The following is a 24,184-nucleotide window of genomic DNA, read 5'->3' as shown; positions in this document are numbered from 1 at the left end:
ACAATAGCTTTCCGGCATTTTTGCCCCCCTTACCGCATTTTCTGCTCAACACATGTCCCTACTTTGGCAAGCCCGCTTCTTTACTACGGTTAATCATCTTCGAGACTTGCCAACTTTGCAAGTCCCCGAGATCGCTTTTGCCGGCCGTTCCAACGCCGGCAAATCGACCGCCATCAACCTTTTGTGCAATCAGAAGAAGCTGGCTTTCGCGTCTAAAACACCCGGCCGTACCCAGCATATCAACTACTTTTCCATAGGCGGCGCCCACGTCGCCCAGCACCGCAAGGATGAAACCAAGATCGACGAAATCCGTGCCTTGCTGGTCGACTTGCCCGGTTATGGCTATGCTGAAGTGTCCGGCTCGGCCAAGCTGCACTGGCAGCAATTGCTTGGCGATTACGTGCGCCGCCGCCAACAGCTGGCTGCGCTGGTGCTGATCGTCGACTCGCGCCGCCCGTTCACGGAACTCGATGTCCAGATGGTGGAATGGTTTGCGCCTACCGGTAAGCCGATTCATTGCATCTTGAGCAAATCCGACAAGCTCAACCGCAATGACGCGACCAATGCCCTGCGCCAGGCGCGCACTTTCCTAGGGAGTTACGTTGATGAAAACAATCAGCAACTGCCGTTTACCGCGCAGCTGTTTTCAGCACTGAACCGCAGTGGGCTGGAAGAAGCCAATGATCGTATTTTGGAACTTGCCGGCCTGACAAGCGCGGCCGGTGGCGAGACTGACGCAGGCGATGCAGCGGCATCAGGCGACGACGGGGAACAAGTTTAGTCAACTAACTAAACACGAAGTGCGCATAAAATAAGCATAAAAAAGCCCTGGAGAAAGGGGAATATCTCCAGGGCGTAATGCCTTATCACCAAAAGCGATACGGCCCCGCTCAGGGAGGGAAGCGGGAGGCGAATGATGCACCTATTGCTAGGAGAAGGACTAGGCCGAAAAAGTTCACGATTTTTTTACTTTTCGGCGAAAATATTAGCGATGCGGGAAAAATCGCTCTCCACTCACCTGATATCTCAAAAGACCGACATGCCACTCTCTCAGAAAACTGCCCAATTCCCAGCCATTCGCATGCGCCGTATGCGCAAAGATGCCTTCTCGCGCGCAATGATGCGGGAAAATACCGTCACCGCTGCCGATCTGATTTATCCGGTATTTGTGCTGGACGGCAAGCAGCAGCGCGAAAAAATAAGTTCAATGCCGGGAGTTGAACGCCTGTCGATTGATTTGCTGTTGAATGTGGCAGAAGAGTGCGTAGCGCTGGGGATCCCGGTCATTGCTTTATTTCCGGTAATCAATCCATCGCTGAAGACCCCTGACGGCATCGAAGCCACCAACCCGCAAGGATTGATCCCGCGCGCGGTACGCGAGCTGAAACAGCGTTTTCCTGAACTCGGCATCCTGACCGACGTCGCCTTGGATCCCTACACCAGCCACGGCCAGGACGGCGTGCTGAACGCCGACGGTTACGTGTTGAATGATGAAACCTGCGCCATTCTCGTCAGGCAAGCCCTGACCCAGGCCGAAGCCGGGGTGGACATCGTGGCGCCGTCCGACATGATGGATGGCCGCATCGGCGCGATCCGTAACGCGCTGGAAGCGCATCACCATATCTACACGCGCATCATGGCTTATTCCGCCAAGTACGCCTCGGCTTTTTATGGCCCGTTCCGCGACGCTGTCGGGTCATCCGCAACGCTGGGCAAGAGCAATAAAAACACCTACCAGATGGATCCGGCCAACAGCAACGAGGCGTTGCATGAAGTCGCGCTGGACCTGGCCGAAGGCGCCGACATGGTGATGGTGAAACCGGGCATGCCGTATCTGGATATCGTGCGCCGCGTCAAGGACGAATTCAAAGTCCCGACCTTTGCCTATCAGGTCAGCGGCGAATACGCGATGATCAAGGCGGCGGCTCAAAATGGCTGGCTCGATCATGACAAGACCATGATGGAAGCCATGATGGCTTTCAAGCGTGCCGGAGCAGACGGCGTGCTGACCTATTTCGCATTGGATATTGCCCGTCACCTGAAAAAGGGTTGAAGTACCTCCGGCGACGGCAACAAATATTAAGGAATGGCAAGAACGCGTGAGAATGCGATTCTTGCCAGGCCCTTGGTTTACTAGACACGACTCTCTAATCCAAATGCGGCTTGCACTGGTTACCATGCAAGCACATAACGATCGATCGCCCTCCGGGCGACAAGGAGACTGACGTGCAAGAAAAGGTAATTACGCTGGCGACGCCGGTGTTCTTTTTACTGATCTTCATCGAGCTGATTGTCGGCCTGCTGCGTCAACGCAACACCTATCGCCTCAACGATGCCATCAATAGCATCAGCCTTGGCGTGCTGAGCCAGGTGTCAGGTGTTTTCATGCAAGTACTGCGGGTTGGCATATATGCCTGGCTAGTGAGCCATATCGGGCTATTCAAGCTGCCTGCCGACAGCATCTGGGTATGGCTGTCCGGCTTGCTGCTCTACGATCTCTGCTACTATTGGCTGCATCGCTACGGCCACGAAGTCAACGTCTTGTGGGCAGCCCATGTGGTGCACCATCAAAGCGAAGACTACAACCTCTCCACCGCCCTGCGCCAGACCAGCAGCGGCTATCTCCTGGGCTGGATTTTCTACGTGCCACTGGCCATCCTCGGTTATCCGGTGGAAGTATTTGCCGCGCTGGCGCTGATCGATCTGCTGTATCAGTTCTGGGTCCACACGCAACAGATAGGCAAGTTGGGCTGGCTCGACCGGGTGCTCGTCACGCCGTCGAATCATCGCGTCCATCATGGCGTCAACGACATCTACCTGGATAAGAATTACGGCGGCATCCTGATCCTGTGGGATCGCCTGTTCGGCACCTTCATCGAAGAACGCGAGCAGGAACCGGTAGTCTACGGCACCCGCAGCCCGTTGCGCAGCTGGAACCCGATCTGGGCCAATTTCGACGTGTACAAAGGGCTCTGGCTGGATGCCTGGCGCGCGCAGAACCTTGCAGACAAGTTGCGGGTCTGGCTTACCGCACCAGGCTGGCGGCCTGCCGATGTTGCTGCAAAATGGCCGAGCGCACCGTTCGACATCGCCCGGCCGCTGTATCATCCGCAACTAAGTCGCGCGGCCCAGGTCTATTGCTTGTTGCAATTCACCATCCTGTTGCTGGCAACCACCCACTTCCTGGCTGCACAAGTCGCCATGCCTTGGCCTCAAGAGCTGGCTTACGCGATCTGGCTGGTGGCGGGACTCTGGATTGTCGGCGGCCTGATGGAGATGCGGCCCCGCTACATCGCGCTGGAAGCATTACGCCTGGCGGCAACCAGCGTCGGCGTGGTAATCGGCAAAGTCTGGTTCGGCGCGGTATCCTTATCACCGCTGGCGCAGGGCGCTGTCATCGGCTTATCGCTGGTTTCCATGATCGCCCTCTGGCTTATATTCAAACGTTTATCGACAATGCATGGACATCTTTCTCATCAGTGACAACCAGGTCAGCCAAAGCAAGGAAATACCCGACACCGTACCGGTCAAAGGTTTCCTGTGGATTGACGCCACCCACCAAGAAGTAGGCGCCGATCCGGAAGCCTGGCGCAATGCCATTGCTCTGGCCACCGGCGTCCAGATCTACGACCCGCACATGACGGATGCGCTCAATCCGAATCACCCGTCGTATTTCGATTCGACTCAGGATTACGGCATGGTGGTGTTTCGCAAGTTGATGCTGAATGGCGCCGGCGGTGGGAACGGTAACGGCAACGGTCATTCCCGCGCTGCTGAAAACAATGCGCAGAATACCGGCGACAAAAATACTGCGCCGCCCGCAGCTACGCCCGAAAGCGAACCAGGCAAGCGCCGGATACCCGCGGCATTGAGCAAACTGGCGACACAACCGGTAACTTTCCTGATCATGGACCATGCGCTGGTTACGGTGCATGAGCGCTATAGCCGCACCATCGATGCGGCGCGCACACGTCTGCTCGATCTGTGCGACAAACCGGAAAAGACGCCGCACTCGACCCGCCCTCCGACATCGCCGGAAGATTTATTGCTGCGGCTGATCAACGCCATGGTCGATCAATACCTGGATCTGCGCCAGCCGCTGACGACGCAACTGGATCGCTGGCAGCGGGCGCTGCTGGATCCGCGCAAGCCGTTCAAGGATTGGATGGCGCTGCTGGATGCGCGGATTGAATTGCGCAAGCTGGAAAACCTGTGTGAAGAACAGCACGATGCCATGCAAGAGCTGCGCGATTATTTCGTCGACATCGACGACGGTATCGAAATCAGCCGCGCCAAGGATCTGCTGCTGGTGCGCATCAATGACGTGATGGAACACATTACGCGGGTATTGAATCACGCGCGCCGGCTGGAATCATCGATTGAATCGGCGGTGCAAATCCATTTTTCCGCAGTCGCTCATCGCACCAATGAGATCATGCGCACACTTACCGTCATTACCGCGCTGTTCATGCCGTTGACGCTGATCACCGGGATTTTCGGCATGAATTTTATCGAGATGCCGCTGCTGAAAAACAATGCCGGATTCTGGCTCACGATGGGTAGCATGGTGCTGATCGTAGTCGGCATGCTGGTGTTTTTCCAGCGCCGGCGTTATCTGGAAAGCCAGGCTCTGGACCGACGCTGAACGCAGACGCTGAACATCGCTGGCCGCAACGAAAAAGCCCCGTCAGATAACGACGGGGCTTTTTCATGTTTATCTGCCGGCTTCAGAAGCCGGCAAAAAAATCAATCGCGGTTAGGCTGCGGAGTCAATCGCAGATAAGGGCGGATCGCCTTGTAACCCTTAGGGAATTTCTGCTTGAGAACCTCAGGATCCTGCAACGACGGAACGATCACGACATCCTCGCCATCCTTCCAGTTTCCCGGCGTGGCAACCGAATAATTGTCGGTCAGCTGCAAGGAATCGATGACGCGCAGGATTTCGTCGAAGTTACGGCCGGTGCTGGCCGGATAGGTGATGATCAGACGCACTTTTTTGGATGGGTCGATCACGAACAGCGAACGCACGGTTGCCGTCGCGCTGGCATTCGGGTGGATCAGGTCGTACAGCTCCGACACCTTGCGATCGGCATCGGCAATGATGGGGAAACCGACCACGGTGTTCTGTGTTTCGTTGATATCCTTGATCCATTCCTGATGCTTGTCAGCAGGATCCACAGACAATGCGATCACCTTGACGCCGCGCTGTTCGAATTGCGATTTCAATTTGGAGGTCAGGCCAAGCTCGGTGGTGCAGACCGGTGTGAAGTCCGCCGGATGTGAGAACAGCACCACCCACGAAGCACCGGCCCAATCGTAAAATCTGATCTTGCCGAGTGAAGAATCCTGCTCAAAATCGGGGGCGACATCGCCAAGGCGTAAAGTCATTTCAGGCTCCTTTAAATTGCACGGGGTGTGTAAAAAACATAGAACTGAAACTATAGCGTTGCGCCGGTAATCGCCTAAAGAATTTTATCGACTATCGACATAACCTGCGGTTAGAAGCGAGTTACCTTTTTGCGTCCAGAACCGATAGCGATTGCAGGAATTTGTCGGCATTCTGATAGCCGATGACACGGCCACGCGGCACTTCGTGCCCACGTCCATCGAACAATATGATGCCGGGCGGGCCAAACAGATTGAATCGCTTGAGCATCGCTTTGTCATCTGCGTTGTTGGCGGTGACATCGATTTGCAGCAAGATCATGTCGCCAAAGCGTGTTTGTACGCGTGGGTCGGTGAACGTGAATTTTTCCATTTCCTTGCATGACACACACCAGTCGGCATAGAAATCCAGCAATGCGGATTTGCCATTGGTCTGGGCTAATGCAGCGTCCAGTTCAGCCACGGATCTGACCTTGATGAATTGCGTGTGAGCACTTTGCTGCGCGCCGCCCAGATGGGCCAGCGGCGTCCAGACATCACGACCGCCCGTGAGGCCGCCAACCAGTTGCAGCACGCCACACACCATGAATGCCACGCCAAATGCTTTGGCGAACCAGGCGGATGATGCTGACGACTTCCCCCACAACAAAAACGCGCCATAGCCGATACCCAAGGCCGCCCAGCCCAGCATCTGCGCCAGCACTGGAATAACCGGCGCTACCATCCACAATGCGACCGCCAGCATCAACACGCCGAAGAACCGTTTCACCGATTCCATCCAGGCGCCGGCACGCGGCAGCAAAGAACCAGCAGAAATCCCGACCAGCATCAGCGGCACACTCATGCCGACCGCCATCGCAAACAAAGCACTGCCGCCGATCACCACATCGCGCGTCTGGCTGATATACACCAGAGCTCCAGCCAGCGGTGCAGCCACGCATGGTCCGACGATCAATGCCGAAATCGCACCCATGACAAACACGCCGATCAGCTTACCGGCGGATTGCTGGCCGGAAGCCTTAGTCAATCTGGTTTGGAGGGCTGCGGGCAGCTGCAACTCATAGAAGCCGAACATGGACAAGGACATCAGCACCATCAGCAACGCAAACGCTGACAATACCCAGGGATTCTGCAAGGTCGCAGCCAAACCTTCGCCTGCGAGGCCGGCAGCAACGCCCAGGGCGGTGTAAACCAATGCCATTCCCAGCGCATAGGTGACGGAGAGCAGGAAGCCGCGGCGGCGGCTGACCTTGGTGCCCTCGCCGACAATAATCGATGACAGAATCGGCACCATCGGCAAGACGCAAGGGGTGAAGGCCAGCCCCAAGCCAAGCAGCAGGAACAACGGCATGATGACCAGCAATTTGCCGCCCTTCAGCGACGATTCGATGCGGCCGCTTTCGGAATCCACCGGGGTTGACGTAAGCGCATTGCCTGACGCCTGAGCGGCGGCAGGCGTATTGCTGCTATTGTTGCTATTGTTGCTATTGTTGCTATTGTTGCTGTTGCTATTAACCGCAGAGTTCGCTTGCGGCGTATCGATAGCGGCATCGCCACCTTTAGCGAGACCCATTGCACTCAACAAGCCGCCAGCAGCGCTGCCACCGGTTGTGGAGAGGGTGATACTTGAATCCATGGGCGGGTAGCACAAGCCCTTGTCGGCGCAGCCCTGGCCGGTGGAAATCAGCGTGAAATTGCCATTCGCCTCTACTGGCAAGCGGATGGTGACGCTGTGGTGATAAGTCTCGACATTCTTGTTGAAGGTCTGGTCGAACTTGACGGTGCCGGCCGGGATCTGCGGCTCACCCAAGGTAGCGCCTTCAGCCTTGAAATGGAAGCGCTCACGGTACATGTAATAGCCGTCGGCGATCGCATAGGTCACTTCAGCGGTCTTGGCATCGGCCATGCGGGCAGAGAACTTGAACGCTACTTCCGGCGCCAGGTAGTCGTCGTCATCGGCATGCGCCAGCGAAAACACGAACATCATGGCAAACAGCACAGACAATTGCTTGAAAAGCTTAAACATTCACGTCCTTTTGGGTTTCTGCAGTAATCCAGTTCAGATAGGCCGGCAAACCAGCCACAATCGGTAAGGCGATTATTTCCGGTAATGCATATGGATGGAGCGCTCTGATCGCCTCTTCCAGCTCCGCGTAACGACTGCTGACGCTCTTGATCAGCACAGTCACCTCGCTAGCCTGCTCCACCACCCCTTGCCAGCGATATACCGCCTGCACGGCAGGCATGATATTGACACAAGCTGCCAGTTTACGTTCCACCAGCTCCAGCGCCAGCGCTTGGGCACTGGCTGCGTCGGGTAAATTGGTAAGTATGAGCAAGGCTTCTGACATAGTCGATCTCCGGGGACGTTCCTTACAACTGGCGTGGTGTCGCGTGGGCCCGCACTCCGGATATCGCGGTAACGCGTGGGCACAGGTGCCCACCCTATTCCACTAGGCGCACAATGCAAAAAAGCCAGGCTATGCCTGGCTTTTTATTTTAACGCAGCTTGGCTGGTTAAGTTTGCTACGAAATCGACTAACTAAGCTTAGTCAGCTGTCGGTACTTCAGCGTTGTCGCTGATTTCCGGACGGTCCATCAGTTCGATGTAAGCCATAGGAGCGTTATCGCCAACGCGGAAACCCATTTTCAGGATGCGCAGGTAGCCGCCGTTACGATTAGCGTAACGTGGGCCCAGTTCGGCGAACAGCTTCAACACCATTTCGCGGTCGCGCAGACGGGCGAATGCCAGGCGCTTGTTTGCCAGTGTATCGGTCTTGCCCAGTGTCAGGATCGGTTCGATCACGCGACGCAGTTCTTTTGCCTTTGGCAACGTGGTCTTGATTGCTTCGTGACGCAGCAGCGAAACAGTCATGTTGCGCAACATGGCAAGACGGTGGGAAGAAGTACGATTTAATTTACGAAGGCCGTGACGGTGACGCATGGTAATTCCTTTCAGTTTTTGAGTTTACATCCAGCTCTTCGATCGACTTCGGCGTCTTGCCTTGGTCGCGGGCCGGTTGAAATTAGGTACAACAATGAATACAACAAGGGTAAAGCGGTAAAACAAGCCAAGGGCGGGATTTTAACCTACCCCCGGCCGAACAACAAATATTACTTTTCCAAGCCTGCAGGCGGCCAGTTTTCCAGCTTCATGCCCAGTGTCAAACCACGGGATGCCAGAACTTCCTTGATTTCGTTCAAGGACTTGCGGCCCAGGTTTGGCGTCTTCAGCAGTTCATTTTCGCTACGTTGGATCAGATCGCCAATGTAGTAGATGTTTTCTGCTTTCAGGCAGTTTGCCGAACGTACTGTCAGTTCCAGGTCATCGACCGGACGCAACAGGATAGGATCGACTTGCGGTGCACGCGATGGCGCTTCAGCAGCAGCTTCTGTGCCTTCCAGCGCAGCGAACACGTTCAGCTGGTCAACCAGCACGCGTGCCGATTGGCGAATCGCTTCTTCCGGAGTGATCACGCCATTGGTTTCAATGTTGATGACCAGCTTGTCCAGGTCGGTACGTTGCTCCACACGCGCCGATTCAACAGCGTATGAAACACGGCGTACTGGCGAGAACGATGCGTCCAGAATGATACGGCCGATAGTCTTGTTAGCATCTTCCGTCAGACGACGGACGTTGCCTGGCACGTAACCACGGCCTTTTTCAACCTTGATCTGCATGTCGAGTGCGCCACCAGCTGTCAGGTGGGCAATCACGTGATCCGGATTAACCAGTTCGACGTCATGCGGCAGATCGATGTCGGAAGCCAAAACTGCGCCTTCGCCATCTTTTTTCAGAGTCAGCGTGACTTCGTCACGGTTATGCAGCTTGAATACGACACCCTTCAGGTTCAGAAGAATGTCGACTACGTCTTCTTGCACGCCATCGAGCGACGAGTATTCGTGCACGACGCCAGCGATCGTCACTTCAGTCGGCGCGTAGCCAACCATCGACGACAACAGCACGCGACGCAGCGCATTGCCCAGGGTGTGGCCGTAACCACGTTCAAACGGTTCCATCACGACTTTAGCGTGGCCGGCACCCAGTGCTTCTACTTCGATAATACGTGGCTTCAACAAGCTGTTTTGCATGAAATGTCCTTTTCAATACCCTCGGCTCATTACACCGATAAGGCTGATGGCATTAAGGGTGCCGCCGACAATCCCGAAGATCACCAGCGGCACCCTGATAAAAAAACCTAACCCCGAAAGGCCAGGCCGGAAAAAACTAAAATTAACGCGAATACAGTTCGACGATCAGCGATTCGTTGACATCGTTAGCGATTTCGTTGCGGTCTGGCAGGGACTTGAAAGTACCTTCCATTTTTTTCGCATCAACCGAAACCCACGATGGCATGCCGCCTTGTTCTGCCAACGACAGAGCTTCAACGATACGTACTTGCTTCTTGGCCTTTTCGCGAACGGCAACTACGTCGCCTGGCTTCACTTGGTAAGAAGCGATGTTGACTACGTTACCGTTGACGGTGAACGCCTTGTGCGAGACCAATTGACGGCCTTCAGCACGGGTCGAACCGAAACCCATACGGTATACGACGTTGTCCAGACGCGCTTCCAGCAAACGCAGCAGTGTTTCGCCGGTGTTGCCCTTGCGACGGTCCGCTTCAGCGAAATAGCGACGGAACTGACGTTCCAGAATGCCGTACATACGCTTAACTTTTTGCTTTTCGCGCAATTGGTTACCGTAGTCGGAGGTACGTGCACCAGATGTGCGGCCATGTTGACCTGGCTTGGAATCCAGTTTGCACTTGGAATCGAGCGAGCGGCGTGCGCTCTTCAGGAACAGGTCCGTACCTTCACGGCGGGAAAGTTTTGCTTTAGGTCCGATATAACGTGCCACGGTGTTTCCTTTTAAAAATATGACGTCGTGTTGCTACCAGCAACCAGGGTTGCTGATGACACAGCGCTAGTCTGATTTGCTTTCAATCAGACGGTGGGCTTAAGAACAAAACCCGCCAAGGTCATTGGCGGGCAACTTGCAATCGCTACTGCAGAACAACAGCGAAATCAAAATCGATTCAAATATAATTCTTAGATGCGACGACGCTTAGGTGGACGGCAACCGTTATGTGGCACCGGTGTCACATCTTGAATCTGGGTGATCTTGATACCCAGATTGTTCAATGCACGAACAGCGGATTCACGACCTGGGCCCGGGCCCTTGATGCGTACTTCCAAGTTCTTCACGCCACATTCCACAGCCACTTTACCAGCGGCTTCGGCTGCAACCTGCGCTGCAAATGGAGTCGACTTGCGGGAGCCTTTAAAGCCAGCGCCACCAGATGTCGCCCACGACAACGCATTACCTTGACGATCGGTAATCGTGATGATGGTGTTGTTGAAAGACGCGTGGATATGCGCGATACCTTCAGCAACGTTCTTTTTAACTTTTTTACGCACACGTGCTGCTGCGGCGTTATTTGGGGACTTTGCCATAATAATTTCCTTGAATCCGACTACCTAAATGAAACAATCAGTTGCCACGGAAGCGTGGCACCTTAATTATTTCTTCAGCGATTGAGCGGCTTTGCGCGGGCCCTTGCGGGTACGTGCATTAGTACGAGTACGTTGGCCACGGCAAGGCAAGCCTTTGCGATGACGCATACCACGATAGCAACCCAGATCCATCAAACGCTTGATGTTCATCGACAGTTCACGACGCAGGTCACCTTCGACGACGAATTTTGCAATTTCGTCGCGCAGCTTTTCCAGCTCGTTATCGTCGAGATCTTTGATCTTCTTCGTAGTCAAAATACCCGTTGCGTCGCAAATCTCTTGTGCGCGTGGGCGGCCAACACCGTAGATGGCTGTCAGGCCGATAACAGTGTGCTGATGATTGGGGATGTTTACCCCTGCAATACGTGCCATTCGTTATTCCTCGATCAATAACGTTAATTAACCTTGGCGCTGTTTATGGCGCGGCTCTGTACAAATGACGCGAACCACGCCTTTGCGCTTAATGATCTTACAGTTGCGGCAGATGCGCTTGACTGATGCGAGCACTTTCATTTTCGTCTTCTTTCTATACTAAAAGTTACTTGGTACGGAACACAATCCGTGCCCGGCTTAAATCATAAGGTGTCAATTCTACCGTCACCTTATCTCCTGGGAGGATGCGAATATAGTTCATGCGCATCTTGCCAGAAATATGACCGAGGACGATATGTCCGTTTTCCAACTTGACTCTAAATGTTGCATTGGGGAGATTCTCAAGAATCTCGCCTTGCATCTGGATAACGTCGTCTTTTGCCATTCGGTCTACTGGTTCCTCTGGTCGTTCATTTCAACTTACCGCGTCGAAACGCCGCCCTTGAAATTTGCCTTGCGCAGCAGCGAATCATATTGCTGCGACATCACGTAATTCTGTACCTGCGCCATGAAGTCCATGGTAACCACTACGATAATCAACAGCGATGTACCACCAAAATAAAACGGCACCTTCCAGCGAGCGATCAAGAATTCCGGAACCAGACACACAACCGTAATATAGACCGCGCCAACCAGAGTCAAACGCATCAGAATCTTGTCGATATAACGTGCAGTCTGCTCACCTGGACGAATCCCTGGCACAAACGCGCCGCTCTTCTTCAGGTTGTCAGCTGTTTCCTTGCTGTTGAACACCAACGCGGTGTAGAAGAAGCAGAAGAAAACAATGGCAATCGCATACAGCAAAGCATGAATCGGCTCGCCTGGCGCCAAAGAAGCCGCCATATCCTTCAGAAAGTTGACTACCGCGTTAGTTGAATCACCGGAAGTAAACCAACTCGTGATTGTCGCAGGAAACAAGATGATCGAGGAAGCAAAGATTGGAGGAATTACACCTGCCATATTCAGCTTCAGCGGCAAATGACTGCTTTGACCGCCATAAATCTTGTTACCTACCTGACGCTTGGCATAATTCACCAAAATCTTGCGCTGGCCACGTTCGATAAATACCACCAGGAATGTCACGCCGGCAGCGATCAAACAAATCAAAATCGCCGACAAAGCACTCATGGAACCGGTACTGACCTGTCCGAACAAACCACCGACCGCATTTGGCAAACCAGCTGCGATACCTGCAAAAATGATGATCGAGATACCATTACCAAGGCCACGCTCGGTAATCTGCTCGCCCAACCACATCAAAAACATTGTTCCTGTTACCAGCGTTACAACTGTCGTGAAGCGGAAAGCCAGACCTGCATCCAACACCAGGCCAGGTTGCGATTCCAGTGCTACCGCAATCCCCATAGCCTGAAACGTCGCCAGCAACAGCGTACCGTAACGGGTGTATTGGGTAATCTTGCGGCGACCTGATTCGCCCTCTTTCTTCAACGCTTCCAGCTGAGGCGACACAATCGACATCAATTGCATCACGATCGATGCCGAGATATACGGCATGATCCCCAACGCGAACACGGTGAACCGCGACAACGCACCACCAGAGAACATGTTGAACATGCCCAAAATGCCACCCTGGTGTTGCTTAAACAATTGCGCTAACTGCGATGGGTCGATTCCCGGTACAGGAATATGCGCACCAACACGATATACAACCAATGCACCAAGCAAGAACCACAGACGGCCCCAAGGGAAGCCGCTCGCAGCACTCTTTGCAAGTTGGGGAGAAGTCGCCACTTATTGCTCCATTGCTACGAGTTAGAACGACAAATCAAGCAACCGATCCGCCAGCCGCTTCAATCGCAGCTTTTGCACCTTTAGTAGCGATCAAACCTTTGAGCGTTACCTTTTTGGTCAGTTCGCCGGACAGGATCACGCGTACAACACGTGCCAGTTCGCCGATCACGCCAGCTTGCTTCAACACCAGGATATCTACTTCAGTTACCGGCAGGTTTTCCAGGTCCGACAAACGAACTTCAGCTTTGAACGGGGTTGCCATCGACTTGAAGCCGCGTTTTGGCAAACGACGTTGCAAAGGCATCTGACCGCCTTCAAAACCTACTTTGTGGAAACCGCCCGAACGCGATTTTTGACCCTTGTGACCGCGGCCGGCTGTCTTACCGATACCTGAGCCGATACCACGACCAACGCGACGCTTGTAATGCTTGGCGCCATCTGCAGGTTGAATAGTATTCAATTCCATAATTTGCTCCGTTCGCAAGCCTAAGCTTACGACACCACTTTCACAAGATAGGACACTTTATTGATCATGCCGCGCACGGATGGTGTGTCTTGCAACTCGGAAACCGAATTAACGCGACGCAGGCCCAGACCGCGAACTGTCGCGCGATGAGTTTCGCGCGTGCCGATCAAACCCTTGATCAATTGTACTTTTACAGTTTTTGTCATTTTGATCACCTTAGCCCAGAATTTCTTCAACGGACTTGCCGCGTTTTGCCGCGATTTCCGATGGTGTGTTCATCTTAGACAAGCCGTTCAAAGTAGCACGAACCATGTTGTACGGATTGGTCGAACCAGTGGACTTGGCCACAACGTTCGTCACACCCAGTACTTCGAAGATTGCGCGCATTGGACCGCCGGCGATAACGCCAGTACCGTCTTTAGCAGGCAACATCAGCACCGATGAAGCACCGTGCTTGCCGGAGATTGCGTGTTGCAATGTACCGTTCTTCAGCGTTACCTTGATCATCTTGCGACGGGCTTCTTCCATAGCCTTCTGCACAGCAACTGGCACTTCTTTCGATTTGCCCTTGCCCATGCCGATACGGCCATCGCCATCACCAACAACAGCCAATGCTGCGAAACCCATGATACGACCACCCTTGACCACTTTGGTCACACGGTTGACCGCGATCATTTTTTCGCGCATGCCATCATCCGGCTTATCGCTTTGCATTTTTGATTGCATTTTTGCCATGACGATTCTTCCTTAGAACTTCAGACCGGCTTCACGGGCGGCATCTGCCAGCACCTTGACGCGGCCGTGGTAACGGAAACCGGAGCGATCAAACGCAACTTCGGTAACTCCTGCTTTCAGTGCCTTCTCGGCAACGCGCTTGCCAACCAGAGATGCAGCTGCTGTATTGCCGCCTGCACCGGACTTGCCGGCCAGTTCTGCACGTACTTCAGCTTCCAGTGTGGAGGCCGAAGCCAGCACTTTAGCGTCAGGGCCGATGATGCTGGCGTAAATGTGCAAGTTGGTACGATGCACTGCCAGGCGGTTCACCTTTAACTCTGCGATCTTGGCACGCGTTTGGCGTGAACGGCGCAGACGTGATTGTTTCTTATCCATCGTCAACCCCTATTACTTCTTCTTGGTTTCTTTAAGGATTACCACTTCGTCCGAGTAACGAACGCCCTTGCCCTTATAAGGCTCAGGTTCGCGGTAAGCACGAACTTCAGCAGCAACCTGACCAACACGTTGCTTGTCGATACCCTTGATCAGGATTTCGGTTTGCGTCGGTGTTGCCACGGTCACGCCTTCCGGCATTTGGTGCACAACAGGATGCGAGAAACCGAGCGACAGGTTCAACTTGTCACCTTGTGCTTGCGCACGAAAACCAACGCCAACCAGGTTCAGCTTCTTTTCAAAGCCTTTGGTAACACCATTGACCATGTTGTTGACCAGAGCACGCAAGGTGCCTGACATCGCATTGGCTTCACGGCTGTCGTCAGCGGCAGCGAAATTCAGCGTGCCGTTGTTGTTTTCGATTTTTACCAGGCCATTCAAAGCCTGGGAAAGCGAGCCCAATGGGCCCTTGACTGTGATCTGCGCTGCTGTAATGGTCGCTTCCGCGCCAGTTGGCAGTGCAATCGGCATTTTACCTACACGAGACATGTTGCACTCCTTAGGCGACGTAGCAAATAACTTCGCCACCGACACCGGTTGCGCGCGCTTTGCGGTCCGTCATGACACCAGAAGGTGTCGAAATAATTGCCACACCTAAGCCGTTCATCACGTTAGGGATGTCATCTTTGCCCTTGTAGATCCGCAGCCCTGGACGGGATACACGATCAAGGCGTTCGATAACAGGACGGCCGGCGTAATACTTCAAACCGATTTTGAGTTCCGCTTTGCCGCCTTCTTCTGCGACAGCGAAATCTTCAATGTAACCCTCGTCCTTGAGGACGTTGGCAATCGCAATCTTGACCTTCGACGATGGCATTGCCACGGTTGTCTTGTGAACTACTTGCGCATTGCGGATACGGGTCAGCATATCGGCGATAGGATCGCTCATACTCATTGCATATTCTCCTATTACCAGCTTGCTTTAGTCATACCCGGAATTTCGCCACGCATGGCGATTTCACGGAGCTTAATACGGCCCAGACCGAACTTGCGGAAAGTGCCACGTGGACGACCAGTCAGGGAGCAACGATTACGTTGACGGGTCGGAGCCGAGTTACGTGGCAGCGCTTGCAATTTCAAGCGAGCTTCGTAGCGCTCTTCTTCCGACTTCGATTGGTCATCAATGATTGCCTTTAACTCGGCACGCTTGCCGGCGTATTTCTTTACCAGGTCAGCGCGCTTTTGTTCACGGTTAATCAGTGCCAGTTTTGCCATGGCAACCTCAGTTTCTGAACGGAAATTTAAATGCGGCGAGAAGCGATTTTGCTTCGTCGTCGGTCTTTGCAGTCGTCGTGATACTGATATTCATACCACGCAACACATCAATCTTGTCGTATTCAATTTCGGGGAAAATGATCTGCTCTTTCACACCGATATTGTAGTTACCACGACCGTCAAATGCACGACCGGAGACGCCACGGAAGTCACGAACGCGCGGCAGCGCGACAGTAACCAGGCGATCCAGGAACTCGTACATATGAGCGCCACGCAATGTAACCATGCAGCCGATTGGATAGCCTTCACGGATTTTAAAACCCGCGATAGCTTTCCGTGCCTTGGTCACGACTGGCTTCTGACCTGCAATCTTGGTCAAATCGCCAACAGCGTGTTCAATGATCTTCTTGTCCGCAATCGCTTCCGACAGACCCATGTTCAGGGTGATCTTCAGGATGCGCGGCACTTCCATCACGGACTTGTAAGCGTATTTCGCTGTCAAGTCGGCAACGACTTTTTCTTTATAGAATTCTTGGAGACGGGCCATGATCTCTTAAACCTTAACAACTTCGCCGCTGGACTTGAAAACGCGGACCTTCTTGCCGTCCACATCTTTAAAACCAACGCGATCTGCCTTGCCAGTTGCTGCATTGAACAACGCAACATTTGACACGTGAATTGGCATCAACTTGTCCATGATGCCACCAGTTACACCAGTCATCGGGTTAGGCTTGGTCGCTTTTTTAGCAACGTTGATGCCTTCTACGACAACGTGGTTAGCATCAACGCGTTGCCTTACAACACCGCGCTTGCCCTTGTCTTTACCAGTCAGGACGATTACCTCGTCGCTTTTCCGAATCTTATCCATCTCGACTCCTTACAGCACTTCAGGCGCGAGCGACACAATCTTCATGAAGCGCTCAGTGCGCAATTCACGAGTGACTGGTCCAAAAATACGCGTACCAATTGGCTCAAGCTTCGCGTTCAGCAGCACTGCTGCATTGCCATCGAACTTGACCAACGAACCATCTTGACGACGAACACCTTTAGCGGTCCGTACGACAACGGCGTTATAGATCTCGCCTTTTTTGACGCGACCACGTGGCGCTGCCACTTTGACGGTAACCTTGATCACATCACCAATGCTGGCATAGCGACGCTTGGAACCACCCAGAACTTTGATACACATAACTTCGCGTGCACCAGTGTTGTCGGCTACTTCGAGCCGGCTTTCCGTTTGAATCATAATATTTTCTTTCCCAACTTAACTCGCTGCCGCACGATGCGGATTTACGGTCAGTCTTGGTCCTGTCAGGGCAACTCTGCTGAGCGCACTGCTTAGGTGGACGACTTCCAAAACTTCTTGCTAGATACTGCAGGGTGTTTTTCTACTGCTATCGCTCTTATTGGAAGCCAACAGGAGCGAAGCCAAGCATTATTACATCAAAATGCTTGGCTCGCAACAAATACTTATAATACCTGTGCTACTTGTACCACGCGTGTCACGCTCCAAGCTTTAGTCTTGGAAATCGGACGGCCTTCTTGGATCTCGACTACGTCGCCTTCCTTGGCCTGGTTGGTTTCGTCATGTGCATGGTACTTGTTAGTACGCACGATGATTTTGCCATACAGAGGATGCTTGACGTGGCGTTCGATCAGGACGGTAACAGTCTTGTCCATTTTATCGGACACAACTTTACCAACTAGCGTGCGCTTGAGCGCTTGTTTCACTTGATCGTTCATTACAGGGCGCCCTTCGAATTGATGACGGTCTTGACCCGTGCTATATCGCGACGAACTTTCTTCAATTGCGACGTATTGCTCAATTGCTGAGTAGCGATTTGCATGCGAAGGCTAAACTGCGCCTTCAGCAACTCGTTCAGCTCTTTCGTCAAGGCCGCTTGATCTTTGTCGCGGAGTTCAGATGCTTTCATGATTCACTCCAATTATTGGCCAACTTGACGCACGACGAACGTGGTCAAAAGCGGCAATTTAGCTGCAGCCAAACGGAATGCCTCACGCGCCAGAGCTTCGTCGACGCCATCCATCTCGTACAGCACTTTACCTGGCTGGATTTCAGCCACGTAGTACTCGGGATTACCCTTACCGTTACCCATCCGGACTTCAGCAGGCTTTTGCGAAATTGGCTTATCTGGGAAAATACGGATCCAGATACGACCACCCCGTTTGATATGACGGGTCATTGCGCGACGAGCTGCTTCAATTTGACGCGCGGTGATACGACCGCGGCCAATCGCCTTCAAGCCAAATTCGCCGAACGACACGGCAGTGCCGCGCGAATGCGAAATGCCTTTATTGCGGCCCTTTTGCTCTTTACGATATTTTCTGCGTGCTGGTTGCAGCATGATTATTCTCCTGCTTTCTCAGCCGGCGCAGCAACAGCAACACCTTCAGCAGCGCCATCCGGCTTCTTGGCACGTGCAGGACGCGCACCAGGCGCACCGGCAGTTGCCGTAGTTTTAGGACGTGGACGGCTAGATGGCTTGCCATCATCGCGACGTGGGCCACGGCGTTTCTTGTCGTCGTCGTTAGGTACGTCGATTACCGGCGCTTCGCCGTTAGCCAGACGATCGCCCTTGTAAACCCAGACCTTGATGCCGATGATGCCGTATGTAGTTTCAGCTTCGCCGAAACCGTAGTCGATGTCAGCGCGCAGTGTGTGAAGTGGTACACGACCTTCGCGGTACCATTCGGTACGTGCGATTTCGATACCATTCAAACGACCGGACGACATGATCTTGATCCCTTGCGCGCCCAGACGCATTGCGTTCTGCATCGCACGTTTCATCGCGCGGCGGAACATGATACGTTTTTCGAGCTGTTGCGCGATCGAATCAGCGATCAGTTGTGCGTCGATTTCAGGCTTACGAATTTCTTCGATATTAACGTGAACCGGCACACCCATCAGCTTGGTCAGCGACGACTTCAATACTTCGATGTCTTCGCCTTTTTTACCGATAACGACACCAGGACGCGAGCTGTAAATCGTGATGCGTGCGTTCTTTGCAGGACGCTCGATAACAACGCGGCCGACCGATGCGTTCTTCAGTTTCTTCTTGAGGAAAGCGCGTACTTTCAAATCTTCGCCGAGCATTTGGGCAAAATTACTATTGCCTGCATACCAGCGGGATCCCCAGTTACGTGTAACCGCAAGACGGAAACCGGTTGGATGAATCTTCTGTCCCATCGTGACTCCTTAGTTTCCGACAGTCACGTAAATGTGACAGGATTGCTTCGAGATACGATCGCCACGGCCTTTAGCACGCGCGGTGAAGCGCTTGAGGACCGAACCTTTTTCCACATATATCGTCGTGACTTTCAACTCGTCGATATCGGCGCCATCATTGTGTTCGGCATTCGCAATTGCGGATTCCAGAACACGCTTGATGATAGTCGCGCCTTTTTTCGGGCTGAAGGCCAGGATGTTAAGTGCTTGATCAATTTTTTTGCCGCGAATCAGGTCGGCGACCAGACGGCCCTTTTGGGCCGACAGGCGCACGCCGCGGAGGGTAGCTTTAGTTTCCATCATCGGACCTTATTTCTTAGCCTTCTTATCAGCGGCATGACCCTTGAACGTACGGGTCAGCGCGAATTCGCCGAGCTTGTGACCAACCATGTTCTCGGACACATATACCGGGACGTGTTGTTTGCCGTTATGCACAGCAATCGTCAGACCGATAAAATCCGGCATGATGGTCGAGCGACGGGACCAAGTCTTGATTGGCTTTTTGTCTTTGACTGCTTGCGCAGTTTCAACTTTTTTCACCAGGTGGGCGTCGCAGAACGGCCCTTTTTTCAATGAACGTGTCATGTGTTACCCCTTATTTCTTGCCACGGCGCGAGACGATCATGGAAGTAGTACGCTTGTTGCTGCGTGTCTTCTTACCCTTAGTCTGTTGACCCCATGGCGAAACTGGATGACGACCAGCTGCGGTCTTACCTTCACCACCACCGTGAGGATGGTCAACCGGGTTCATGACCACACCGCGAACGGTAGGACGAACACCACGCCAACGCATCGCACCCGCTTTACCGATCTTGCGCAGGCTGTGTTCGGCATTGCCGACTTCACCTACGGTAGCGCGGCATTCGATGTGCACGCGGCGAACTTCACCGGAGCGCAAACGAATTTGAGCGTAAGTACCTTCACGAGCCATCAACACCACGCCAGCACCGGCGGTACGGGCCATTTGGGCACCCTTACCTGGCAGCATTTCGACGCAATGCAGAATCGTACCAACCGGAATGTTACGGATTGGCAAGCAGTTACCGGATTTGATCGGCGCTTCCGAGCCGCTCATTACCTGATCACCTACAGCCATGCCTTTAGTGGCGATGATGTAGTGACGTTCGCCGTCGGCGTAGCACAACAGAGCGATATTCGCTGTGCGGTTTGGATCGTATTCGATACGTTCCACTTTCGCTGGAATACCATCTTTGGTGCGCTTGAAGTCGATCAGACGGTAATGTTGCTTATGACCACCGCCGATATGGCGAGTAGTGATATGACCGTTGTTGTTACGACCAGCTGTTTTCGACTTCTTCTCGATCAGGGCAGCAAATGGACGGCCTTTGTACAGGTCGGGATTAACGACCTTGACCATGCCACGGCGGCCCGGCGAGGTTGGTTTAACTTTAACGAGTGCCATTATTTAGCCTCCTCGGTGAAGTTGATCTCTTGACCCGGCTTCAAGCATACGAATGCGCGACGGGTATGGTTGCGGCGACCCATGGTCTTGCCGCTACGCTTTTGCTTACCCAGACGATTGGCAACTTGTACCGACTCAACTTGAACTTTGAAGAGCAGTTCGACAGCAGCCTTGACTTCCAGCTTGGTAGCGTCTGGTGCGATACGGAAAACGACTTGCTCGTTCTTCTCCGCAACCATCGTTGCCTTTTCGGAAATCACTGGCGCCAGCAACACTTTCATCAAGCGTTCTTCGCTATGTTTAATTGCGTTCATGCCAGCATCTCCTCAATCTTCGCCAAAGCCAGCTTGGTGATCAGGATCTTCTTGTAGAACACAAGCGATACTGGATCAGCGTGACGTGGCTCACATACCAGGAAGCCTGGCAGGTTACGCGACGCCAACAACAGGTTTTCTTCCAGGTTGTCGGTAATCACCAACACGGAATCCAGACCCATGGTCTTCAGCTTTTGTGACAGCAATTTAGTCTTTGGCGCCTCGACCGAGAAATTCTCGACGACCGACAAACGACCTTCGCGTGCCAACTGCGACAGAATCGAGCAGAGACCTGCGCGATACATCTTCTTGTTTACTTTGTGCGTGAAGTTTTCATCAGGCGAGTTCGGGAAAATCCGACCACCGCCGCGCCACAGTGGCGAAGACGACATACCGGCACGAGCGCGGCCAGTACCCTTTTGGCGCCATGGCTTTTTAGTCGTGTGATGAACTTCTTCACGGTCTTTTTGCTTACGGTTACCGCTACGAGCGTTAGCCTGGTAAGCAACTACGACCTGGTGAATCAGAGCTTCGTTGTAGTCGCGACCGAAAATGGTATCCGGTGCAGCAACGTTCGAAGCAGCTTGACCTTGGTCATTCAGGAGCTTGAGTTCCATGAATTAGGCTCCCTTCTTAGCTTTGATTTTGATCGCAGGGCTGACCACGACTTGGCCGTTCTTTGCACCTGGAACCGCGCCCTTGATCAGCAACAGTTGGCGCTCAGCGTCAACACGTGCGATTTCGAGGTTTTGCGTGGTTACAGTAACGTCACCCATGTGACCGGTCATGCGTTTACCAGGGAAAACACGACCTGGATCTTGCGCCATACCGATGGAACCTGGGACATTATGCGAACGGGAGTTACCGTGGCTGGCACGACCGGATGCAAAGTTGTGACGCTTGATAGTACCGGCGTAACCTTTACCGATCGAGACACCTTGAACGTCAACCTTTTGACCGACTTCGAACAGGCTTGCAGCGATAACTTCGCCGGCCTTCAGCTCGGAAGCCTTGGTTGCGTCAATGCGGAATTCTCTGAGGATGGTACCAGCCTCGACGCCAGCTTTGGCGTAGTGACCAGCAGCAGCTTTAGTCACGCGTGAAGCGCGACGCTGACCGAATGCAACTTGAACAGCGGTATAACCGTCTGTTTCAGGCGTTTTGATTTGGGTCACGCGGTTGTTCGATACGTCCAACACGGTTACCGGGATTGAATCCCCATCTTCCGTGAAAATGCGCATCATACCAACCTTGCGACCAACAAGGCCTAAGCTCATTGTTTTTCTCCATTCCCGCCTACGATTGGGCGGGGCTGATGTTTGTACAACTAAAATAAGTGCGATTGCATTAGGCCAAAGCAGCCGCAATCGCACCGAAGCCGATCAGTATAACCGGGTAAATTTTTATTTGCAAGACCATCTTTGTCGTGGTATGTCAAACTTTAGCCGGCTACACCTTATTTACAACACTACTGAATCCGACATGTAGGGTGGGCAAGCTTTTTGCCCACGCGTGACCGCAATAACCGGAGTACCGGCCCTCGCAATGCTAAAAAAGCATGTACGTGGAGTGAGTTCACGCGTGGGCATACGTGCCCACCCTACGAAATACGAATTACTGCAGCTTGATTTCTACGTCTACGCCAGCTGGCAGGTCCAGCTTCATCAACGCATCGACAGTCTTGTCGGTTGGGTCAACGATGTCCATCAGGCGTTGGTGCGTACGGATTTCGAACTGATCGCGCGATGTCTTGTTGACGTGCGGCGAGCGCAATACGTCAAAACGCTGGATACGTGTTGGCAGTGGTACCGGACCCTTGACAACTGCGCCGGTGCGCTTGGCTGTATCAACGATTTCCTGTGCGGACTGGTCGATCAGTTTGTAGTCGAACGCCTTCAGGCGGATGCGGATTTTTTGGTTAGCAGCGGACATGATTTTCCTTTAAAGAACGAACCGTGGATGACTATCACCCACGGCATATTGTTACGTTGACAGCAAACCGCCGAAACGGCCTGCTTATTGCACTACAACTTTTTGCTATTAAGCGTCAGGCAGGATCTTGGCAACAACACCTGCACCAACAGTACGGCCACCTTCGCGGATCGCGAAACGCAGACCTTCTTCCATCGCGATCGGGTTGATCAACATCACGGTGATCGACACGTTATCGCCTGGCATCACCATTTCTTTGTCTTTCGGCAACTCGATCGAACCAGTCACGTCCGTGGTACGGAAGTAGAACTGTGGACGATAGTTGTTGAAGAAAGGTGTATGACGGCCGCCTTCGTCTTTCGACAGAACATAGATCTCGCCAGTGAAATGCTTGTGTGGCTTGATCGAGTTCGGCTTAGCCAATACTTGGCCCCGCTCTACGTCTTCACGCTTGGTGCCGCGCAACAACACACCTACGTTGTCGCCTGCCTGACCTTGGTCCAGCAGCTTGCGGAACATTTCAACGCCAGTACAGGTTGTATCTTGGGTGTCACGGATACCGATGATTTGCAGGGCTTCGCCAACCTTGACGATACCGCGCTCGATACGACCGGTCACAACAGTACCGCGGCCGGAGATCGAGAATACGTCTTCCACTGGCAGCAGGAAGGCGCCGTCAACAGCACGTTCCGGTGTCGGGATGTAAGTATCCAGCGCTTCAGCCAGTGCCATGATGGCTTGCTCGCCCAATGGGCCAGTGTCGCCTTCCAGAGCCAGCTTCGCCGAACCCTTGATGATTGGCAGGTCGTCGCCCGGGAAATCATACTTGGTCAACAGCTCGCGCACTTCCATTTCAACCAGCTCGAGCAACTCTTCGTCGTCGACCATGTCGGCTTTGTTCAGGAACACGATGATGTATGGCACGCCAACCTGACGCGACAACAGGATGTGCTCACGCGTTTGTGGCATCGGGCCGTCAGCTGCGGAGCAAACCAGGATCGCACCGTCCATCTGTGCCGCGCCGGTGATCATGTTTTTCACATAGTCAGCATGGCCTGGGCAGTCAACGTGGGCGTAGTGGCGGCTTGCAGTTTCGTATTCAACGTGCGCAGTGTTGATCGTGATGCCGCGCGCTTTTTCTTCTGGCGCTGCGTCAATTTGATCGTACGCTTTGGCTTCGCCGCCAAATTTCTTCGACAATACTGTCGCGATCGCTGCTGTCAGCGTGGTCTTGCCGTGGTCAACGTGACCGATAGTACCAACGTTGACGTGCGGCTTGGTCCGCTCGAATTTACCTTTTGCCATTTTATTCTTCCTTCAAAAAGAACGATGTCATTAAACAATGAACAATGAGTTAAACATTTTCAGCCCTCGCCTGCTCGTGGCGGGCAAGGGCT

At 53.3% G+C, this 24,184-nt stretch carries 37 protein-coding genes; 4 read left to right on the top strand and 33 right to left on the bottom strand.

Going from position 1 to position 24,184, the window contains the following annotated elements; translation table 11 throughout:
- The first annotated feature begins 52 nt into the window (after window positions 1-52).
- From yihA to KHU29_RS07865, 4 genes are all read left to right on the top strand, one after another.
- A complete protein-coding gene (gene yihA, locus KHU29_RS07880; RefSeq protein WP_211452259.1) occupies window positions 53-781 on the top strand; it encodes a ribosome biogenesis GTP-binding protein YihA/YsxC in 729 nt (242 codons plus the stop codon).
- 258 nt (window positions 782-1,039) lie between these two features.
- Window positions 1,040-2,053 carry a porphobilinogen synthase gene (hemB, locus tag KHU29_RS07875; RefSeq protein WP_211452258.1) on the top strand — a complete coding sequence of 338 codons (1,014 nt, stop codon included), beginning with the start codon at window positions 1,040-1,042 and terminating at the stop codon, window positions 2,051-2,053.
- Between the two features lie 173 nt (window positions 2,054-2,226).
- On the top strand, window positions 2,227-3,483 hold the full coding sequence (locus KHU29_RS07870; RefSeq protein WP_343216038.1) for a sterol desaturase family protein: 1,257 nt from the start codon (window positions 2,227-2,229) through the stop codon (window positions 3,481-3,483).
- Window positions 3,461-4,645, top strand: a complete 1,185-nt coding sequence (locus KHU29_RS07865; RefSeq protein ID WP_211452256.1) for a magnesium transporter CorA family protein — start codon at window positions 3,461-3,463, stop codon at window positions 4,643-4,645. The genes KHU29_RS07870 and KHU29_RS07865 overlap by 23 nt, the downstream gene beginning before the upstream one ends.
- A gap of 101 nt (window positions 4,646-4,746) precedes the next feature.
- Here the strand turns inward: KHU29_RS07865 and KHU29_RS07860 are convergent, their stop codons facing one another.
- The 33 genes from KHU29_RS07860 to tuf all read right to left on the bottom strand — a co-directional run bounded on the left by KHU29_RS07860 (window position 4,747) and on the right by tuf (window position 24,092).
- Window positions 4,747-5,388, bottom strand: coding sequence for a peroxiredoxin (locus tag KHU29_RS07860; protein ID WP_211452255.1), 642 nt, complete (start codon window positions 5,386-5,388; stop codon window positions 4,747-4,749).
- 121 nt (window positions 5,389-5,509) lie between these two features.
- Window positions 5,510-7,411 carry a protein-disulfide reductase DsbD gene (gene dsbD, locus KHU29_RS07855; protein WP_211452254.1) on the bottom strand — a complete coding sequence of 634 codons (1,902 nt, stop codon included), beginning with the start codon at window positions 7,409-7,411 and terminating at the stop codon, window positions 5,510-5,512.
- On the bottom strand, window positions 7,404-7,736 hold the full coding sequence (gene cutA / locus KHU29_RS07850; RefSeq protein WP_211452253.1) for a divalent-cation tolerance protein CutA: 333 nt from the start codon (window positions 7,734-7,736) through the stop codon (window positions 7,404-7,406). The genes dsbD and cutA overlap by 8 nt, the downstream gene beginning before the upstream one ends.
- Window positions 7,737-7,933: 197 nt before the next feature.
- Window positions 7,934-8,329 (bottom strand): 50S ribosomal protein L17, encoded by a 396-nt coding sequence (rplQ, locus tag KHU29_RS07845; protein WP_211452252.1) that lies wholly within the window; start codon window positions 8,327-8,329, stop codon window positions 7,934-7,936.
- A gap of 170 nt (window positions 8,330-8,499) precedes the next feature.
- Window positions 8,500-9,477, bottom strand: a complete 978-nt coding sequence (locus KHU29_RS07840; protein WP_014004419.1) for a DNA-directed RNA polymerase subunit alpha — start codon at window positions 9,475-9,477, stop codon at window positions 8,500-8,502.
- Between the two features lie 142 nt (window positions 9,478-9,619).
- Window positions 9,620-10,243, bottom strand: coding sequence for a 30S ribosomal protein S4 (rpsD, locus tag KHU29_RS07835; RefSeq protein ID WP_092356384.1), 624 nt, complete (start codon window positions 10,241-10,243; stop codon window positions 9,620-9,622).
- Window positions 10,244-10,434: 191 nt separating this feature from the next.
- Window positions 10,435-10,839 (bottom strand): 30S ribosomal protein S11, encoded by a 405-nt coding sequence (gene rpsK, locus KHU29_RS07830; protein ID WP_014004417.1) that lies wholly within the window; start codon window positions 10,837-10,839, stop codon window positions 10,435-10,437.
- A gap of 66 nt (window positions 10,840-10,905) precedes the next feature.
- The gene (gene rpsM / locus KHU29_RS07825; RefSeq protein WP_092414068.1) at window positions 10,906-11,271 is read right to left on the bottom strand and encodes a 30S ribosomal protein S13; all 366 of its coding nucleotides are present in this window, start codon (window positions 11,269-11,271) and stop codon (window positions 10,906-10,908) included.
- A gap of 27 nt (window positions 11,272-11,298) precedes the next feature.
- Window positions 11,299-11,412 (bottom strand): 50S ribosomal protein L36, encoded by a 114-nt coding sequence (gene rpmJ / locus KHU29_RS07820; protein ID WP_014004415.1) that lies wholly within the window; start codon window positions 11,410-11,412, stop codon window positions 11,299-11,301.
- 25 nt (window positions 11,413-11,437) lie between these two features.
- Window positions 11,438-11,656, bottom strand: coding sequence for a translation initiation factor IF-1 (gene infA / locus KHU29_RS07815; RefSeq protein WP_014004414.1), 219 nt, complete (start codon window positions 11,654-11,656; stop codon window positions 11,438-11,440).
- A gap of 35 nt (window positions 11,657-11,691) precedes the next feature.
- Entirely contained in the window at window positions 11,692-13,023 is a 1,332-nt protein-coding gene (gene secY / locus KHU29_RS07810) for a preprotein translocase subunit SecY (RefSeq protein WP_211452251.1), read from the bottom strand.
- Window positions 13,024-13,057: 34 nt separating this feature from the next.
- Window positions 13,058-13,489: a 50S ribosomal protein L15 gene (rplO, locus tag KHU29_RS07805; RefSeq protein ID WP_092356311.1), complete on the bottom strand. Its 432-nt coding sequence runs from the start codon at window positions 13,487-13,489 to the stop codon at window positions 13,058-13,060.
- Between the two features lie 26 nt (window positions 13,490-13,515).
- Window positions 13,516-13,695, bottom strand: a complete 180-nt coding sequence (gene rpmD / locus KHU29_RS07800) for a 50S ribosomal protein L30 (RefSeq protein WP_041742931.1) — start codon at window positions 13,693-13,695, stop codon at window positions 13,516-13,518.
- Between the two features lie 10 nt (window positions 13,696-13,705).
- Window positions 13,706-14,224, bottom strand: a complete 519-nt coding sequence (gene rpsE, locus KHU29_RS07795; RefSeq protein ID WP_014004410.1) for a 30S ribosomal protein S5 — start codon at window positions 14,222-14,224, stop codon at window positions 13,706-13,708.
- Between the two features lie 12 nt (window positions 14,225-14,236).
- Window positions 14,237-14,599: a 50S ribosomal protein L18 gene (gene rplR / locus KHU29_RS07790; protein ID WP_041741098.1), complete on the bottom strand. Its 363-nt coding sequence runs from the start codon at window positions 14,597-14,599 to the stop codon at window positions 14,237-14,239.
- Window positions 14,600-14,611: 12 nt separating this feature from the next.
- A complete protein-coding gene (rplF, locus tag KHU29_RS07785; protein ID WP_061936388.1) occupies window positions 14,612-15,145 on the bottom strand; it encodes a 50S ribosomal protein L6 in 534 nt (177 codons plus the stop codon).
- 10 nt (window positions 15,146-15,155) lie between these two features.
- Window positions 15,156-15,551, bottom strand: coding sequence for a 30S ribosomal protein S8 (gene rpsH, locus KHU29_RS07780; RefSeq protein WP_092356317.1), 396 nt, complete (start codon window positions 15,549-15,551; stop codon window positions 15,156-15,158).
- Window positions 15,552-15,565: 14 nt separating this feature from the next.
- A complete protein-coding gene (gene rpsN, locus KHU29_RS07775; RefSeq protein WP_014004406.1) occupies window positions 15,566-15,871 on the bottom strand; it encodes a 30S ribosomal protein S14 in 306 nt (101 codons plus the stop codon).
- A 7-nt stretch (window positions 15,872-15,878) separates the two neighbouring features.
- Entirely contained in the window at window positions 15,879-16,418 is a 540-nt protein-coding gene (rplE, locus tag KHU29_RS07770; RefSeq protein WP_061936382.1) for a 50S ribosomal protein L5, read from the bottom strand.
- A gap of 6 nt (window positions 16,419-16,424) precedes the next feature.
- On the bottom strand, window positions 16,425-16,739 hold the full coding sequence (gene rplX / locus KHU29_RS07765) for a 50S ribosomal protein L24 (RefSeq protein WP_211452250.1): 315 nt from the start codon (window positions 16,737-16,739) through the stop codon (window positions 16,425-16,427).
- Between the two features lie 9 nt (window positions 16,740-16,748).
- The gene (rplN, locus tag KHU29_RS07760) at window positions 16,749-17,117 is read right to left on the bottom strand and encodes a 50S ribosomal protein L14 (protein ID WP_014004403.1); all 369 of its coding nucleotides are present in this window, start codon (window positions 17,115-17,117) and stop codon (window positions 16,749-16,751) included.
- Window positions 17,118-17,341: 224 nt separating this feature from the next.
- A complete protein-coding gene (gene rpsQ, locus KHU29_RS07755) occupies window positions 17,342-17,614 on the bottom strand; it encodes a 30S ribosomal protein S17 (protein ID WP_014004402.1) in 273 nt (90 codons plus the stop codon).
- Complete coding sequence (rpmC, locus tag KHU29_RS07750; RefSeq protein ID WP_014004401.1) at window positions 17,614-17,805, bottom strand: 50S ribosomal protein L29; 192 nt, start codon at window positions 17,803-17,805, stop codon at window positions 17,614-17,616. Before rpmC ends, rpsQ begins: the two co-directional genes overlap by 1 nt.
- A gap of 12 nt (window positions 17,806-17,817) precedes the next feature.
- Complete coding sequence (gene rplP / locus KHU29_RS07745) at window positions 17,818-18,237, bottom strand: 50S ribosomal protein L16 (protein ID WP_092356322.1); 420 nt, start codon at window positions 18,235-18,237, stop codon at window positions 17,818-17,820.
- A 2-nt stretch (window positions 18,238-18,239) separates the two neighbouring features.
- Window positions 18,240-19,079 carry a 30S ribosomal protein S3 gene (gene rpsC, locus KHU29_RS07740; protein ID WP_211452249.1) on the bottom strand — a complete coding sequence of 280 codons (840 nt, stop codon included), beginning with the start codon at window positions 19,077-19,079 and terminating at the stop codon, window positions 18,240-18,242.
- A 9-nt stretch (window positions 19,080-19,088) separates the two neighbouring features.
- Window positions 19,089-19,421, bottom strand: coding sequence for a 50S ribosomal protein L22 (gene rplV / locus KHU29_RS07735; protein ID WP_170851020.1), 333 nt, complete (start codon window positions 19,419-19,421; stop codon window positions 19,089-19,091).
- 6 nt (window positions 19,422-19,427) lie between these two features.
- Entirely contained in the window at window positions 19,428-19,703 is a 276-nt protein-coding gene (gene rpsS, locus KHU29_RS07730) for a 30S ribosomal protein S19 (protein WP_014004397.1), read from the bottom strand.
- Between the two features lie 10 nt (window positions 19,704-19,713).
- Window positions 19,714-20,541: a 50S ribosomal protein L2 gene (gene rplB, locus KHU29_RS07725; protein WP_014004396.1), complete on the bottom strand. Its 828-nt coding sequence runs from the start codon at window positions 20,539-20,541 to the stop codon at window positions 19,714-19,716.
- Window positions 20,541-20,855 carry a 50S ribosomal protein L23 gene (gene rplW, locus KHU29_RS07720; RefSeq protein ID WP_092356331.1) on the bottom strand — a complete coding sequence of 105 codons (315 nt, stop codon included), beginning with the start codon at window positions 20,853-20,855 and terminating at the stop codon, window positions 20,541-20,543. The genes rplB and rplW overlap by 1 nt, the downstream gene beginning before the upstream one ends.
- The gene (gene rplD, locus KHU29_RS07715) at window positions 20,852-21,472 is read right to left on the bottom strand and encodes a 50S ribosomal protein L4 (RefSeq protein WP_014004394.1); all 621 of its coding nucleotides are present in this window, start codon (window positions 21,470-21,472) and stop codon (window positions 20,852-20,854) included. Before rplD ends, rplW begins: the two co-directional genes overlap by 4 nt.
- Window positions 21,473-21,475: 3 nt before the next feature.
- Window positions 21,476-22,132, bottom strand: coding sequence for a 50S ribosomal protein L3 (rplC, locus tag KHU29_RS07710; protein ID WP_092356334.1), 657 nt, complete (start codon window positions 22,130-22,132; stop codon window positions 21,476-21,478).
- A 337-nt stretch (window positions 22,133-22,469) separates the two neighbouring features.
- Complete coding sequence (gene rpsJ / locus KHU29_RS07705; protein ID WP_014004392.1) at window positions 22,470-22,787, bottom strand: 30S ribosomal protein S10; 318 nt, start codon at window positions 22,785-22,787, stop codon at window positions 22,470-22,472.
- A gap of 108 nt (window positions 22,788-22,895) precedes the next feature.
- Complete coding sequence (tuf, locus tag KHU29_RS07700; protein WP_211452241.1) at window positions 22,896-24,092, bottom strand: elongation factor Tu; 1,197 nt, start codon at window positions 24,090-24,092, stop codon at window positions 22,896-22,898.
- Between the last annotated feature and the right edge of the window lie 92 nt (window positions 24,093-24,184).

Source organism: Collimonas antrihumi, from assembly GCF_018304965.1.
Lineage (GTDB): Bacteria > Pseudomonadota > Gammaproteobacteria > Burkholderiales > Burkholderiaceae_D > Collimonas > Collimonas antrihumi.
Note: the sequence above shows the minus strand (reverse complement) of the source record. Positions and strands in the feature narration are given on the sequence as shown.

Bases quoted from the DNA above. Each gene is read 5' to 3' on its own strand.
- KHU29_RS07860 (WP_211452255.1), bottom strand. From the start codon at position 5,388: ATGACTTTACGCCTTGGCGATGTCGCCCCCGATTTTGAGCAGGATTCT.
- rplQ (WP_211452252.1), bottom strand. From the start codon at position 8,329: ATGCGTCACCGTCACGGCCTTCGTAAATTAAATCGTACTTCTTCCCAC.
- rpsM (WP_092414068.1), bottom strand. From the start codon at position 11,271: ATGGCACGTATTGCAGGGGTAAACATCCCCAATCATCAGCACACTGTT.
- hemB (WP_211452258.1), top strand. From the start codon at position 1,040: ATGCCACTCTCTCAGAAAACTGCCCAATTCCCAGCCATTCGCATGCGC.
- rpmJ (WP_014004415.1), bottom strand. From the start codon at position 11,412: ATGAAAGTGCTCGCATCAGTCAAGCGCATCTGCCGCAACTGTAAGATC.
- rplW (WP_092356331.1), bottom strand. From the start codon at position 20,855: ATGAACGCAATTAAACATAGCGAAGAACGCTTGATGAAAGTGTTGCTG.
- rplN (WP_014004403.1), bottom strand. From the start codon at position 17,117: ATGATTCAAACGGAAAGCCGGCTCGAAGTAGCCGACAACACTGGTGCA.
- rplV (WP_170851020.1), bottom strand. From the start codon at position 19,421: ATGATGGAAACTAAAGCTACCCTCCGCGGCGTGCGCCTGTCGGCCCAA.
- rplO (WP_092356311.1), bottom strand. From the start codon at position 13,489: ATGGAATTGAATACTATTCAACCTGCAGATGGCGCCAAGCATTACAAG.
- rpsC (WP_211452249.1), bottom strand. From the start codon at position 19,079: ATGGGACAGAAGATTCATCCAACCGGTTTCCGTCTTGCGGTTACACGT.
- rplP (WP_092356322.1), bottom strand. From the start codon at position 18,237: ATGCTGCAACCAGCACGCAGAAAATATCGTAAAGAGCAAAAGGGCCGC.
- rpsS (WP_014004397.1), bottom strand. From the start codon at position 19,703: ATGACACGTTCATTGAAAAAAGGGCCGTTCTGCGACGCCCACCTGGTG.
- rplD (WP_014004394.1), bottom strand. From the start codon at position 21,472: ATGGAACTCAAGCTCCTGAATGACCAAGGTCAAGCTGCTTCGAACGTT.
- rpsH (WP_092356317.1), bottom strand. From the start codon at position 15,551: ATGAGTATGAGCGATCCTATCGCCGATATGCTGACCCGTATCCGCAAT.
- rpmC (WP_014004401.1), bottom strand. From the start codon at position 17,805: ATGAAAGCATCTGAACTCCGCGACAAAGATCAAGCGGCCTTGACGAAA.
- infA (WP_014004414.1), bottom strand. From the start codon at position 11,656: ATGGCAAAAGACGACGTTATCCAGATGCAAGGCGAGATTCTTGAGAAT.
- rplB (WP_014004396.1), bottom strand. From the start codon at position 20,541: ATGGCACTCGTTAAAGTTAAACCAACCTCGCCGGGCCGCCGTGGCATG.
- dsbD (WP_211452254.1), bottom strand. From the start codon at position 7,411: ATGTTTAAGCTTTTCAAGCAATTGTCTGTGCTGTTTGCCATGATGTTC.
- rpsN (WP_014004406.1), bottom strand. From the start codon at position 15,871: ATGGCAAAACTGGCACTGATTAACCGTGAACAAAAGCGCGCTGACCTG.
- rpsQ (WP_014004402.1), bottom strand. From the start codon at position 17,614: ATGAACGATCAAGTGAAACAAGCGCTCAAGCGCACGCTAGTTGGTAAA.
- yihA (WP_211452259.1), top strand. From the start codon at position 53: ATGTCCCTACTTTGGCAAGCCCGCTTCTTTACTACGGTTAATCATCTT.
- KHU29_RS07865 (WP_211452256.1), top strand. From the start codon at position 3,461: ATGGACATCTTTCTCATCAGTGACAACCAGGTCAGCCAAAGCAAGGAA.
- rplE (WP_061936382.1), bottom strand. From the start codon at position 16,418: ATGGCCCGTCTCCAAGAATTCTATAAAGAAAAAGTCGTTGCCGACTTG.
- rpsE (WP_014004410.1), bottom strand. From the start codon at position 14,224: ATGGCAAAAATGCAATCAAAAATGCAAAGCGATAAGCCGGATGATGGC.
- rplR (WP_041741098.1), bottom strand. From the start codon at position 14,599: ATGGATAAGAAACAATCACGTCTGCGCCGTTCACGCCAAACGCGTGCC.
- rplF (WP_061936388.1), bottom strand. From the start codon at position 15,145: ATGTCTCGTGTAGGTAAAATGCCGATTGCACTGCCAACTGGCGCGGAA.
- rpsJ (WP_014004392.1), bottom strand. From the start codon at position 22,787: ATGTCCGCTGCTAACCAAAAAATCCGCATCCGCCTGAAGGCGTTCGAC.
- tuf (WP_211452241.1), bottom strand. From the start codon at position 24,092: ATGGCAAAAGGTAAATTCGAGCGGACCAAGCCGCACGTCAACGTTGGT.
- rplX (WP_211452250.1), bottom strand. From the start codon at position 16,739: ATGGATAAGATTCGGAAAAGCGACGAGGTAATCGTCCTGACTGGTAAA.
- KHU29_RS07840 (WP_014004419.1), bottom strand. From the start codon at position 9,477: ATGCAAAACAGCTTGTTGAAGCCACGTATTATCGAAGTAGAAGCACTG.
- rpsK (WP_014004417.1), bottom strand. From the start codon at position 10,839: ATGGCAAAGTCCCCAAATAACGCCGCAGCAGCACGTGTGCGTAAAAAA.
- cutA (WP_211452253.1), bottom strand. From the start codon at position 7,736: ATGTCAGAAGCCTTGCTCATACTTACCAATTTACCCGACGCAGCCAGT.
- rpmD (WP_041742931.1), bottom strand. From the start codon at position 13,695: ATGACAAAAACTGTAAAAGTACAATTGATCAAGGGTTTGATCGGCACG.
- rplC (WP_092356334.1), bottom strand. From the start codon at position 22,132: ATGAGCTTAGGCCTTGTTGGTCGCAAGGTTGGTATGATGCGCATTTTC.